Genomic DNA, 14516 nt, shown 5'->3' on the forward strand with positions numbered 1-14516 from the left:
TACACGGTCGAGACCAGCGACGCCGAGGGCGACGCCATCGCCTTCCACCTGCTCGGCGGCCCGGCGGGCATGACCGTCGACGCGCTCACCGGCGCGATCGCCTGGACCCCCGGCGCCGAGACGCCGGAAACCGTCGAGGTCTCGGTCATGGCCTTTGACAGCCTCGGCGCGGCGGTGATCCAGGGTTTCGCGCTCAGCGTCGAGGGCGGCAACCGGGCGCCGGAATTCCTCGCCTCCTCCACGCGGCTGCTGCTGGTCGAGGGCCAGCCCTTCGAGATCGCCATCGCGGTCAGCGACCCGGATCTGGACGACATCACCGTATTCGCCGACGGGCTGCCGCGCGGCGCCAGCTTCGATTCGCAGACCCGCAAGCTCAGCTGGACCCCGGATTACGACAGCGCCGGGACCTATCCGAACGTGCGCATCATCGCCACCGACGGCACGGCGGAGGCGATCCTGAACCTGCCGATCACCGTGGCCCCGCATGCGCGCCCGCTGGACCTGATCGCGCCGGCGGCGCGCACCCTGGCCGAGGGCGACCGCATGGTGCTGCGCCTGACCGCCAACGCCGACGAGGGCGCGCCGCTGCAATTCACCGCGCTGCGCGGCGCCCTGCCCTACGGGGCCAATCTCGACCCGGACACCGGGGTGTTCACCTGGTCGCCGGACTTCGCCTCGGCCGGCGAATACGACATCGAATTCGCGGTCAGCGACGGCGAACAGGCGGACACCGTCACCACCCGCATCACCGTGCTGCCCGCCAACGGCGCGCCGGAATTCGAACCGCTGGACGGCTGGCGGATCTTCGAGGGCCAGCTGCTGAACGTCCGGGCCTTCGCCTTCGACCCGGACAACCCGTTCTACGTGGCCCCGGAACGCTACGCCAACGGCGACCTGGCGCCCTTCGCGCTGAGCGACCCCACCGTCACGGTCAAGGTGATCGGCGACCTGCCCGACGGCGCGACCTTCGACGCCGACACCTGGGAAATCCGCTGGCGCCCGGGCGCCGATCAGGCCGGGGTCCACGCCATCACCCTTGAGGCCACCGACGACGGCGGCGGGGTCGGCGACCCGCTGAGCGCCCGCACCACCTTTGAGATCGAGGTGCTGGACCTCAACATCACCCCGAGCCTCGCGCCGCTGGACCCGGTCTCCGTCGCCAAGGGCGAGGTGCGCGAGATCTCCATCGCCGCCACCGATCCCGAGGGCGGCGCGCTGACCATCCTGGGCGAGAGCGAGAGCCCCGGCTTCCCGCTGCCCGATTTCATCACCCTGACCGATCACGGCGACGGCGCCGCGACCCTGCGCATCGCGCCGGGGGCCGGGGATCGCGGCGATCACCCGATCCGCATCATCGCGCGCGACGACGGCAACGGCGACCCGGACGCCATCGGCGAGACCGAATTCGTGTTCGTGGTCACCGCCACTTCGGACAACGAGGCCCCCGAGATCGGCTTCATCGGCGACGTGGTGGCGATCCCCGGGCAGGCGATGCGCCTGGTGATCCCGGTCACCGATCTTGACGGCGACACGCTCGGCTACAGCGTCGCGGGCCTGCCCGCCGGCGCGGTCATCGCGCCGGATCCGGCGATCTACGGGCTGGCGGCGCTGACCTGGACGCCCACGGCCGGCGACATCGGAACCTACGCGGCCGTGGTCACCGCCACCGACGCCGGCGGCGGCGGCGCGGCGGCGCCGGCCTCGGCGACGCTGGGCTTCAACGTCATCGTGCGCGCCGCCAACGCGGCCCCGCTGCTGGCCCCGCCCGACCCGCTTCTGGCCGTCGAGGGGCAGGAATTCGCCTTCACGCCAGCGGCCTTTGACGGCGACGGCGACGCGCTCACCTTCAGTTCGAGCGACCTGCCCCCGGGCGCCTCGCTGAACCGCGCCACCGGCGAGATCCGCTGGACGCCGGGGCTCAACCAGGCCGGGGTCTACAGTTTCGAGATCAGCGCCAGCGACGGCGCGGCGGTGGACGTGCAGACCGTGCAGATCACGGTCGAGAACCAGAACCAGGCGCCGGAATTCGTCACCGTCGCCACCCAGCTGGCGCGGGAGGGTCAGGAGATCCGCTTCGCCATCGCCGCCGGCGACGCCGACGGCGACACGCCGGCCCTGGCGGTGATCGGCGACCTGCCGCGCGGCGCGGCGTTCAACGAACTGACCGGGCAGTTTTCCTGGTTCCCCTCCTTCGATCAGGCGGGCGAGCACGAAATCGCGCTCTCGGCCACCGATCCCAGCGGCGCCCGCGCCGAGGTGCGCTTCATCATCGACGTCGCCAACGTCAACCGGCCGCCGGTGCTGGCGGCCTCGGACCGGGCGGTGCTGATCGGCGAGCCGACGCGCTTCAGCGTCGCCGCCACGGATCCGGATTCCGGCGACACGCTGAGCTTCGCCGCCATCGGCCTGCCCGACGGCGCCACGCTGGACGCCGCCACCGGCGAGGTGGCCTGGACCCCGACCGCCGGCCAGCAGGGCGACCACGTGGTCACCTTCATCGCCTCGGACGGCCAGGCCACGGACCGCCAGACCATCGTGCTGCGCGCCGATCTCAGCGCCCAGCCGCCGGCGGTGCGCATCGTGCTCACCCCCGGCTTCGCGGCGCTGCCGGGCCAGCAGGTTCTGATCAACCCCATCGCCGTCAGCCTCGCGGACATCGAAAGCGTCACCCTGTTCGTCAACGGCGCCGAAGCGGCGCTGGACGAGGAGGGCCGCGCCCGCGTCACCGTCGAGGCCCCCGGCAAGCTGACGGTGCGCGCGGTGGCGCTGGACGCCGACGGGCTGCGCGGCGAGGCCGAGACCGTCATCAAGGTGCGCGATCCCGCCGACAGCGCCCCCCCGGCGCTGACCCTGACCGGTCTGCTGGCGCGCGACGACGTGGCCGCGGCGCGCGAAGTGCTGATCACAGTCGCCGATGTCAATCTCGATGACTGGAAGCTGGAGATCCTGCGCCGCGACGGCGCCGGCGACCCGATCCCGCTGGCCAGCGGCGGCGAGACCGTGGACCAGCTGGCGGTGACCCTGGACCCGGGCGCGCTGGCCAACGGGTTCTACACGCTGCGCCTGACCGCGGCGGACATCGGCGGGCGCGTGGCGGTCGGGACCGTCGATTTCGCGGTGGATTCGGCCGTGAAAACCGGGCGCCACGCCCGCGAAATCGCCGATCTGTCGGTGATGCTGGGCGGCGAGGCCTTCGCGCTCACCCGCATCTATGACAGTTTCGGCGGCGACGCCTCCGGGCGCGGCAAGCTGGCCTCGGGCTGGTCCTTCGCCGGGCTCGACATGGACATGGAAAGCGACGCGCCGAAAACCGGGCGCGAGGCGCTCGGGGTGTTTTCGCCCTATCGCATCGGGCAGCGGGTGTTCCTCACCCTGCCCACCGGGGACCGCGTGGGCTTCAGCTTCACGCCGCAAAGCGAGATCATTCGCGGCAAGACCTTCTGGACCCCGTCCTGGACCGCCGACGGCGGCCATGGCTGGTCGCTCGGATCGGCGCCTGCGGTGCTGACGCGGGCCGGATCGGCGTTCTTCGCCGCGGCCGACGGCTTTCCCTACAACCCCGAACAGACCGGCGACGCGGCGAAGGGCTTCACGCTCACCGGGCCCGACGGCGCGCGCTACGATTTCGAAACCAGCCGCGGCGTCAATCGCATCGTCACCGCCGGCGGGCGCAAGCTGTTCGTCTCCGATGACGGGATCACCGCCGAAAACGGCGAACGCATCGCCTTCCTGAAGAACCCTGCGGGGTTCATCGACCGGGTGAGCGCGCCCGACGGCGAGACCCTGGTCTACGCCTATGACGAGGCCGACCGGCTGGTCGCGGTGCGTTCGCTCAATGACGGATCCGGCCAGCGCTACGGCTATGCCGACGGGCGGCTGGTCACCGCGGTGACCATCGGCGGCGCCGGCGAGCGGGTGGATTATCCCGACGGCGCCGCGCCGGCGGCGTCGCCCATCGCCGAGGATCTGGGCGGGCTCGGCGATTTCACCGGGCGCGCGGTGGCCGGCGATCTCGGGGGCGGGGGCGACCTGTCCTACGCCTTCGCCATCCGCAAGAGCGAAATCGCCTCGGCGGCGGGCGGCGCGGTGCTGCTGCGGGTCGAAATCGACGGCGCCGGCCTGACCGGGGTCGCGCTGGCGGGCATCGCGCCGAGTTCGGTGGAACGCCGCGGCGACGTCACCGTGGCGCTGTTCGCCATCCGGAACAGCGGCCTGCACCGCATCACCCTCGACGGCGCCGGGGCGGTGACGCTGCGGCTGTCGGCGGCCGGCGATCTCGATCTTGACGGCGACGTGGACGGCGACGACAGCACCGCGCTGTTCGCCGGCGCGGCGGGCGCCGACATCGACGGCGACGGGGCCGAGGGCTTTGCCGACCGGCTGGCGCTCAACGTCAATCTGGGGCTGACGAGGAACGCCGGGCCGGAGATCGACGCGGCGGCGCTGGACGCGCTCACCCATGTGGATCTGCCCATCGAGATCGACCTGAACGCCATCACCGCCGATCCCGACGGCGACCCGCTGTTCTACCGGGTGATCAATGAGGTCAACGGGACCGCGCGGCTGTCCTCGACGCCCGGCGGGCTGATCTTCACCCCCGATGCGGGCTTCACCGGCGAGGCGCGCGTCACCATCGTCGCCGATGACGGCTTCAACGCCTCGGCCGAAACCGAACTGGTCGTCACCGTGTCGGCGGCCAGGCTGGTGGCGATGCGGTTTTCGGAAACCGAGATCCGCACCCCGGGCGCGGGCGTGGTCAAGGTGGTGACGCTGCGGGGCGATTTCGCCGATCAGCAGGATGTGGAACTGCCCCTCGACTACGCCAGCGTCTCGGTGCTGGATCCCGACATCGCGCAGGTGTCCTCGCGCGGCGTGCTGACCACGCTGGCCAACGGGCACACGGTGCTGAGCGCGGCGCGCGACGGCATCAACGCGGCGACGCTGGTCGGGGTCGGCACGACCACCAGGCTCGACGATCTGCTGACCATTCTGAGCGGCATCGACGCCTACCCGGACGCGGTCACCATCCTGCCCGCCGGCGGCCAGCGCCAGATCGTCACCCGCATCGGCGCGGAGCGCGAGATCTATGTCGGCAAGGCCGATCAGGGCACGCTGTATTTCGTCGGCAACGAACGCATCGCCACCGTGGACGAAAACGGCTTGATCACCGCGGTCGGCGCCGGCGTCACCACCGTCACCGTCATCCACGCCTACGCGCAGGAAACCATCCTGGTGCAGGTCGAGGCCCCGGTGCAGGCGGTCGCGGCGACGATCGACGCGGGCGGCGGCATCCTGCAGGTTCCCGGCGGGGTCGAGATCGCCTTCGGACCGGACCAGATCAAGGGCAATGCGCTGATCGCCGCCGAGGCGATGCCCGAGGCCGACCTCGCCGTGCCGCCGCCGCCGGATTTCGAATACGGCGCGGCCTTCGCCTATGATTTCGGCGACGCCGAGATCGACGGGCCGATCCAGCTGGCGGCCAGGCTGGCGCCCTCGGTGGCGGTTCCGGGCGACCAGGTGTTCTTCTTCCGCGAGATCACCCTGCCGATCGGGCCGGGCGGCGCCAACCAGACCTACTGGTCGGTGATCGACAGCGGCAAGGTGGATTCCAACGGCGTGGCGCGCACCGCCTCGCCGCCCTATCCGGGGCTGGACGCGGGCAAGGGCGAATTCAAGAACAAGGGCAACATCCTGGTGGCCCGCGCCAGCAAGCCGGTCGGCGTGCTCTACATGAATCTCGGGGTCACGGCGGCGATCGGCGCGGTGGCGCTGGTCGCCGGGTTCGCGGTGGGCGGCCTTGCCGGCGTCGCCGTGGGGCTGGGCGTCGCGGCGCTGGCCTTCGCGATTCCGGTGATCTCCAACCAGTTGGACATGAGCATCTATCGTCAATACGAGAAGGAAGGCGCGTATGACGAGGTGACCTACACCTATGACGCCGCAAATCCCGGCGCCGCCATAGATCAGATCGACGTGGAACTGCCGCCGCCCTCGATCGAGATGCAGCAGTCGCACGCGCCCGAGATCACCAATGTGCCGGCGCCGGTTCTCGACGCCGACGGCAATGCGAAGATAACCATCTTCGGGCGCAAGATCTTCAACGCCGAAGGATCGGCAAAAGATCTGCGCGTGGCGTTCAAGGTCTTCGACAAGTCCTACTACGTCTATCCGCCGGCCTTCACCGACAAGAACGGCGACGACGAGCTCGGCGATTTCACCATCACCGCGCCGCGGGATTTCCTGCTTGGCGCGGCCGAGATCCGGCTGGAGCGCGCGCGGGTCGCGTTCAACGTGGACGGCGTCACGCCCTGGGAGGACAACGTCACCTTCGTCAGCAGCCAGAGCTTCAAGATCGCCAACAAGGGCGGATTCGGCTTCGTGGGCACCTTCGTTCCCGGCGGCGGACAACCGGCGGTGGACGTGTTCGACGCCTCGCGCATCGGCGAGATGGAGGGCGGCGAGCAGGCCCCGGACCGGCTGCTCAAGCAGATCGTGCTGCCCGCCGGCGTGTCCTCGGTGCGCGACATCGTCACCGCCAAGGACCTGTCGGCCATCTACGTGTCCACCGGCGACGGCGTGCACGTGATCGACGGGCTGTCATTGCAGCTGGTGGACGTGCAGGCGGGCGACGGCGAGGATTTCACCATCGACATGCCCGGCGGCGGCGGCTTCAGCGACCTGGCGCTGGATCCTGCGGGCAGGTTCCTCTACGTCGCGGGGCGCGGCAAGATCCATGTGATCGACCTCGACCCGTCATCGGACAGCTATCACCAGGTGGTGGATTCGATCGCCGTGGACGCGCCCTATAACGGGCTGATCTACGAGATCGAGCTGAACGCCGACGGCACCCGCCTGTTCGTGGCGATACCGGGAACCTCGGGCGCCAATGGCGGGTTCCTTGGCGGCATCTGGCGCAACAGCGGCACGATCGCCATCATCAACGTCGATTCTGGCGATCAGCCCAAGCTGCCCACCGATCCGAATCCGAAGAAATGGCGCGACGTGCTGCAATACGTGGAGGTTCCGCGCGGACCGCGGGCGATCATCTCCACCCTGCGCTCGGACACCATGCTGTTCACCTCGATCGGCGACACCCGCAACGGGCTGCGCCGCATCAAGATCGTCAACAACGATCCGCTCGCCTTCAACGCCAAGAAGGAGGAGACCGCGCCGCTGCACGTCAACAAGGGCGACCTCTCGGTCACGCCGGTGGCGTCGTTCCTGAATTTCTTCAGCTACATCAAGGCCTCGTTCCAGAAATACGATCTCGACATCTCCGCGCCGGCCGGGATCGCCATCACCCCGGACGGCAAATACGGCTTCGTGGCCGACTGGTACCTGTCGCGCTTCCTGCGCTTCAGCGACGCCATGTACGCCAACGCCATCGAGGACCTGTTCGAGACCGGTTCCAAGATCGGCGTGATCCGCGATCCACTGGGGCTGGAGGGCAAGACCAAGTATCTCGGCGCCACCACGCCGATCCCCAACACCTACCTGCAGGACATCGCCATCAGCGAAAGCGGGCTGAAGCTCTACGCCTTCTTCCGCAACGCCGAGACGGTGGCGGTCTACGACGTGCAGAAGCTGACCGAGACCGCCAACCCGCCAGATGGGCAGGATCCGAACGGCGGCCCGGGATTCGACGACGCGGTCACCACCGGCGCGGACCGCAAGCCGCTGGACCTGATCAACGGCGCCATCAACCTGCAGGCGCTGGAGGTCGCGACCCGCGGCCGCGCGCTGGCGCTGCAGCCCAACGCCCGGCTGACGCTGGTGTCGCCCGAAAACGTCAACATCCACAACGAGGCCTCGCCGACGCCGATCACCCTGTCCTGGCGGCTTGACGTCGGCGCCGGCGCCGCCGCGCCCTACACCAGCGCATTCAACCTCGCGACCCTGCAATCGGGCGCCGGGCTGTGGCCGGACGACCCGCATCGCGCCGGCGCATACGAAGACGACGTGGGCGGCGGTCCGTTCATCGGCCAGGACCAGCATCCGGGGCGGCTTTACACCTCGCCCGAGGATTTCAATTTCGAATCCGGCCGCAAATACAGGATCACCGCCGATGGCGGCTACGAGGACATCGGCGCCGCCGAGGTCCCCGCCGGCGAAAGCGGCACGCCCGAGGAATACACCCAGATCGTGCTGGAGGAAAAATTCGCCAACCTGCTGACCGGCGGCAACGATTTTTTCTGGGGCGTGCGGATCGTCGAAACCGAGGAGCGCGCCTCCTCCCAGTTCCGCGTCAAGGTCGACGTGGACACGCCGGACCCATACGCCTCTGTCACCGTGCTCACCCACGGGTTCCAGCCAACCACCTTCTTCGAAGGCGATTTCCTCAATCGCTGGGGCTCGCCCGACATGGTGGAAACCGCGCGCCTGATCACCGAGGCCGGCGACGAAGGCGTGGTGCTGCTCTACGACAAGAAGACCGGCGACTGGGTGGAAATCGACCCGAGCATCGATCGCACTGACGGGTCCTTTCAGCCCAACTCGGCCAATCGGGGCGCGGACGCGCTGGCGCTGGCCGCCGGCCGCCCGGTGGTGCTGATTTCCGATTGGCGCAACGAATCCAACTTCTCCTACGCCGGCTGGTCCGAGGCGGCGGCGGATTCGCATTTCGCCGCGCTGGCGGATCTCAACGCCCAGACCGAAGGCAAGCTGTTCGGCTCGCCGCTGCACTTCATCGGCCACAGCCGCGGCGCCTCGGTGAATTCCGAGATCATCCAAAGGCTTGGAAAGTATTTCCCCGGCATCGCCGACATTCAGATGACCACGCTGGATCCCCATGACTTCAACCAGCCGTCGCTGAATCTGAAGCTGTCGGAAGTGGCGTCTGCGGTCGCCTCCTTCGCCAGCGGCGGGCTGTCCAACTACGTGGCCTCGGCCGCCAGCTTTCTGGGCGGCGTCGCCGCCGATGCGGTCAGCCTCATGCTCAGCAACATGTCCGCCGGCCTGATCGACATCGACGTCGCCGAAGCCCTGGGCAGCATCAGCCTCGACGACATGGTGTTCGGCGATTTCAAGGATCCCAACGTTCAGGTCTGGGAAAACATCACCTTTGCCGACAACTATTATCAGGACCGCGGCACCCCCACCGGGCTCACCATCACCCCCAACGGCCGCGCGCTGGGGGACGCGGCCAATATCGATTTCAATCTGAGCGCGCCGCCGCTATCCGCCTTCCAGTCCGACGATTTCCTCGTCGACGGCCAGCCGTTCGGCGCGGCGGGCGTGCATGGGCGGCCCTGGACCTGGTATGTGGGCACCATCGACGCCTCGATCACCTCGGTGTCCAACAACGGCACGATCGAACCGATCTGGCGCGAGGCCGGCGACACCGGGCTGGTGGTGGAAACCTTCGGCTTCAAGAGCGAAAACCATTTCACCGAAACCCCGTGGTATTTCGCCAATCCCGACCTTCTGGCCAATCCCGATGATGACGAACTGCGCGACTGGCTCAGCCACAAGGCAGGGCTGGAATATGACGATTCGATCAAGGCGGCGGTGGGACAGGGCTGGTATTTCAGTCAGCTTGGCGGCGGCGAGGACCGGCGCCCCGCCGCGCCCGGCGACGGCGTCGCCAGCGAACAGGGAACCCTTGGCGACGAGGACCGCCCGGATCTGTCCCCGGCGACGAACACCAGCAAGATCAAGGTGACCGCCGCCGATCCCGAGGCCGCGGGACAGGTGCGCACGGTTTCGAAATTCGATCCCTCGGGCGCCGTCGTCTATGTCGAGGAAACCGAAGCCATCGAGACCGTTTTCAACGGCGGCTTCGACTATGGCCAGGAATCGCTGCCAAACCCGGACGATCCCGGCGGGCTGGTGATCCCCCTGCCTTTCAGCGACGGCCAGAGCCCGCTTGATTTCTCGTTGCCGGGCTGGACCGCGCATGGCGGCTCGGGCTTTGGCTTCGACGCCGGCCCCGGGGCCGCGCTGCTGGCCAGCGTGCTCACGGCGGCGTCGGGCGGCGCGTTGGCGCCGGTCGCCGTCCCCGGCGCGGTCGCCGTGAATTTCCTGCCGGATTTCGACGTCACCAGCCTGTTCGTCTGGGATCGGAAGATCGATTTCGACAGCGCCTCGGGCATCACGCTCAGCCTCGTGGACATGCTTCAGGGCAACAGCCTGTCACTGCTGTGGACGGCGCTGGAGGCGATCGCCGGCGCAGGCGTGGCCGGCCCGATCATCCAGGCGCTGAACGAAGCGCGCGAAGCCCTTGGCATCGAATACTATCCGTATGAGAACGTCTATGACCTGATCCGCGAATCGCACGCGGTTTCGGTGCTGCACGAAAAAGGCTTCACCACGCTGCCGTCGGCGCAGGCGGATGACGCGATGGGGTATTTCCGACCGTTGTTCGAGAAATACCTCAACCCGGCGCTGCAAGGCGGCGACAACCCGCCGCCCAATCCCAACGACTACGCGTTCACCCACGGCGATCTGCTGGTTCTGCCCAAGACGCTGGATGATTTCCTTGTCTACGAACCGCTGGAAGTGCCGCTGCTCGGCGACATCAACAACGCCGTGCTCGACTGGCTTGGCGGCGACAACGCCGGCTATGATTCCGACGCGATGGAGTCGCTGAAACGCTACATCAACGATCTTGGCAAATACCTTGCCGCGGATTGGGAATCGGGCGGCGGGCGCGGCATCCTCATGGGATCCGACAAGGCGCTGAGCGAAACCGTCGAGGCGATCGGCGCGGTGATCGGCACCGTCGCCAGCATCATCGCCGGGCTTGTCGCCACGCCGGCGACGGGCGTCGCGGTCGGCCTTGTCGCGGCGATCGGCGTGCCGGTCATCACCTATCTGGTGGACCTGTCGACCAAGCTCGATTCCATTTCCCACAACAGGCTGTTCATCCCCGATGACGCCGGGTATCTGAATTTCGAGGTCTGGTCGCCGATGATCGTCGAGAGCGGCGCCAAGCTGGTCATCGAGTTCTGGGAGGGCGACGACGACGCGGCCAACGGGTATCGCAAGGTGGTTCACACCGCCGAGCAGACGCTCAAGACCTCGTTCTATCAGGCGCGGCCCTATTCGGTGCAGATCCCCGAAAGCCTGCGCGGCAAGACCCTTGGCATCACCTTGAAGAAAGAAGGGTTTTCGGCGGTCACCGATCTGTTCTGGGACGTGGTCAACGAAAAGCTGCTCGGAATCCCGGCAGGCGAGCTCAGTTCCGAAGGCGGCGCGCTGGAATCCGCCATCACCAACAAGGCCACTGATGCGCTCGGCGGCCTTCTCTCGGACCATCCGGATAAGGTCGCGCCGATCGTCGAGAAACTGGCCAAGGGCGCGGCCAGGATCGCCGACGAAGCGCTGCAATTGCTCTCGGGCGGTCAGTCGCTGGCGCCCGCGCTGAATTTCATGAAGACCCGGTTCGGCCCGCTGATAGACGACATCGCCGAATTGCTGAGCAAGGCGGGCGTCGGCGTGTCCAAGGTCGGGGCGATCAAGCTTGTGGGCAACATCATCGGCCCGCTTTTCGCGGCCTTTGACGTTGGCGACAGCGTCAACGCCACGCAGCAGATCTTCATGCTCGACAATCTGCGCCTCGGCGCCGCGCCGATCGACGGATCGGGGGCGCTGACGGTGTCCGGCGAGGCCGATGGCGGCGCCGATCTGACCCAGGATCAAGCCGAGGACTTCCTCGCGCTGGCCAAGGACATGTGGCGCAGATCCGACGTGCTGGACGACGCCCAGATGGCCGCCGTCGAGGCCGCCACCGTGCGCGTCGGCGATCTGCTCGAAGACGCCGTGGGTTTCCTCAAGGACGGCGAGATCCTGCTCGATCCCACCGCCGCCGCGCATGGCTGGTTCGTGGACGCCACGCCGGACTCCAACGAAGAATTCCTCGCCACCGCCAAGGCATGGGCCTTCGAGCGGCTCAACGGATCGGATGCGGCGACGCAGGTCGACCTGCTTACCGCGCTGGCCCATGAACTCGGCCACGCCGCCGGGCTGGATCACGGCGCGGCGCAGACCTCGGCCTCGGCGCTGATGTCCGGCGCGCTCGGGCTCGGGGTGCGGCGGCTGCCCTCGGCGCAGGACCTGCCCGCTGAAGACGCCCCGGCGCCCAGCCCCGAGCAAAAGGCGGTCGCCACATATTTCGCGCGCCTCTCCAACGGCTTGCAGCAGGATCCTCAGGCGGAATCCGCGGCAAGACTGGTGGTCGCCGGGCCGCTGGTCAACGGCGATTTCGCCGTGACCGACCCCAGCGCAGCCGGCTTCGGCTGGACCCTGACCGGCGCCGTGAGCACCGCTGCGGGCGCGGCGGCGCTCGGCGAATCCACGCAGGCGTTCTCGGGGATCTCCCAGACCTTCGCGGTGGAGGCGGGCACGCCCTCGCTGTCCTTCGCCATCTCCGGCCTGTCGCTGCAGGCCAATGACGGCGCCCCGCCCGACGCTTTCGAAGTGGCGCTGACCGACCAGAACGGCGATCCGCTGCTGACCGGCGGCATCCCGGACATGCCGCTCACCGACGCGCTGCTCAACATCCAGGCCGACGGCACGGTGCGCTTCGCCAGCGGCGTCAGCGTCGATGCGATCGCCGCCTCGGGCGACAAGCTGCCCGACGGGGTTGAGTCGCTGCTGGTCACGGTGTCGCTCGACGCCGCCGACCCGACCGCGGCCTATTCGATCATGTTCGATCTGCTGGGCTTCGCCGAGACCGGCAGCACGGTGACCGTGGACGACGTGATCATGGCCGCGCCCGCCGCCCCCGAGGCGGCGGATGACGACGCGACGGTGGACGAGGACACCGCCACCGACATCGACGTCAAGGCCAATGATTCCAGCGCCGGGACCACGGTCCAGATCCTCGCCGCACCGACCCACGGCACGGCCGAGGTGACGGCGGAGGGGCGCATCCGCTACACCCCCGACGCCGATTACAACGGCCCCGACAGCCTCACCTACCGCCTGACCCGCGGCCAGCAGACGAGCGACGCCGCCACGGTGTCGATCACCGTCGCGCCTGCGAACGACGCCCCCACGGCGGCGGATTCCAGCGCCGCGACGCCCGAGGACACGCCGGTCGACGCCGACGTGCTGAGCGGCGCCGCCGACGCCGATGGCGACGATCTCACGGTGTCCATCGTCACCGGGCCGAGCCACGGCGCGGCGGAGGTCACCGCCGGCGGCGAGATCCGCTACACCCCGGCGGCGAATTACAACGGCCCCGACAGCCTCGCCTATCTGGTCAGCGACGGAACCAGCCCGAGCGCCGCCGCGACGCTGACGCTGACGGTCACGCCGGTGAATGACGATCCGACGGCGCTCGACGCCGCGGCGACCACCCCCGAGGATGTCGCGATCACCGTGGCGCTGGCGGGCAAGGGGTCGGATCCGGACGGGGACGCGCTTGCCGTGACGCTGGTCGGGGATCCGTCGAGCGGCGCGGCTTCGATCGACGCGGCGGGCAACGTCACCTTCGTCCCGGCGGCCGGCTTCAACGGCGACGCGACGCTGCGCTATCGTTTCGACGACGGCAATGGCGGGCGGGCCGAGGCGGCGCTCACCGTCACCGTGACCCCGGTCAACGACGCGCCGGTGGCCGTCGACGACGCGGCGACCACCGCCGAGGACGCCGCAATCGCCATCGACGTGACCGCCAATGACAGCGATGCCGACGGCGACGCGCTCAGCGTGACGATCCTCAGCGGCCCGGCCAACGGCGCGGCCAGCGTCGCCGCCGACGGGCGCATCGTCTACACGCCGGAGGCCGATTTCTTCGGCGCCGACAGCATCGCCTACCGGATCGTCGACGGCGACGGGGCCAGCGCCGACGCCGTGGCGTCGATCACCGTCACCCCGGTGAACGACCAGCCCGTGGCGCGCGGCGAGGCGGCGGCGACCCTGGAGGACACGGCGATCCTGGTCGACGTGCTGGCCAATGACGTCGATGCCGAAGGCGACGCGCTCAGCCTGAGAATCCTGTCCGGGCCACGCCACGGCACGGCGGAGGTCACCGCCGACGGCCAAATCCGCTACACCCCCGACGCGAATCGCTTCGGCGCCGACAGCATCAGCTATCTGGTGTTCGACGGGCTGCATCGCGCGTCCGACGGCGTGGCGGCGCGCGCTTCGGCGACCCTGTCGATCACCGTCGCCCCGGTCAACGACGCGCCGCTGGCCGCCGACGACGCCGCGACGACCGACTGGCTGACCCCGGTCACGGTGGCGGTCATGGGCAATGATTCCGATCCCGAGGGCAGCGACCTCAGGATCCGGATCATGAGCGGCCCGACCTATGGCGAGGCCGCGCTGACCGCCGATGGCGGCATCCGCTACGAACCGCGCCGGGGCTATGTGGGCACGGACAGCCTGCGCTATCAGGTGCTGGATTCCGACGGCGCCGCCGCCGAGGCGACGCTCGCCATCGAGGTGACGGCGGCGGAGGTCATCAACCCGGATCCCGAACCCGATCCGTTCCGCCCGGCGCCCCCGCCCCTGTCCGAAGGCGTGTTCGGCGGTGGCGGCGATGACCGCGCGAACGGGGGCGGCGGGACGCTCGC

General features: G+C 69.0%; 1 protein-coding gene (only partly in view). It reads left to right on the top strand.

Annotation, left to right across the window (positions count from 1 at the left end; all coding sequences use genetic code 11):
* Window positions 1-14516 carry part of the coding region annotated (locus AC1HC7_RS12895; protein ID WP_479499080.1) for an Ig-like domain-containing protein on the top strand (this coding region is incomplete at its 3' end). The annotated region extends 21501 nt beyond the left edge of the window, so 14516 of the 36017 annotated nt are shown.

The organism is Oceanicella sp. (assembly GCF_056449545.1).